This window comes from Bradyrhizobium sp. 157, assembly GCF_023073815.1.
Classification (GTDB): Bacteria; Pseudomonadota; Alphaproteobacteria; order Rhizobiales; family Xanthobacteraceae; genus Bradyrhizobium.
Map to the genome: position 1 here is coordinate 1 of NZ_JADPKF010000011.1, position 788 is coordinate 788.

General features: G+C 58.5%; 1 protein-coding gene. It reads left to right on the plus strand.

Going from position 1 to position 788, the window contains the following annotated elements; all coding sequences use genetic code 11:
- The coding region (locus IVA95_RS01515) for a transposase (protein WP_247508890.1) at nucleotides 1-547 on the plus strand (547 nt) is incomplete at its 5' end.
- Nucleotides 548-788: the final 241 nt, after the last annotated feature.

The following is a 788-nucleotide window of genomic DNA, read 5'->3' on the forward strand; positions in this document are numbered from 1 at the left end:
GCGTGCTGCCGAACTCATCGAAGATCGGCCAGCACTCGCCGTTGCGGTAGCGCCGCTACTCAGCGCCCGAATGGCCATCGAGCAGCAGATTGCGGATCTCGACCGTAAGGTCATGAAGCTCGCGCGCAACAATGCCCAAGCGCGACAGTTCATGACGGCACCCGGCATCGGTCCCGTCACGGCTCTTTGCTTTCTTGCAACGATCGATGATCCTGGGCGCTTCAAAAGGTCAAGAAGCGTCGGAGCCTATGTCGGATTAACGACCCGACGGTACGCATCCGGCGAGATCGACTGGACGGGGCGAATCTCAAAGTGCGGCGACAAAATGTTGCGCGGCTATCTCTATGAGGCAGCCAATGTGCTGCTCACACGCGTAGCAAAATGGTCAGCGCTCAAAGCCTGGGGCATTCGGCTCGCAAAACGAAGCGGGCTACGCAAAGCCAAGGTTGCGGTTGCGCGAAAGCTTGCGGTCATCCTGCATCGGATGTGGATCGAAGGTACCGAATTTAGATGGTCATCAAAGGAGACCGCCATGCAAACAGCGTAGCAAACTATCGAATTCCCGCCGACCACCGGCGGGATCCAAGGTCCCTGCCGGGACGCTGGCGTTGGTGCGATCGCCCCTGGCTTTGCGATGCTCAAAAAGCAAGCGCGCTTCACACATTGATCCACTAGCGTCATCCTACGCCATCATGCGGAGGGCATGCCCCTACCGCGGAGAGAACCATGAACCCGGCAAGGATGTGTTTGGAGAGTCTTGACCGCAGGCCCGGAATTAGAGAACAGCC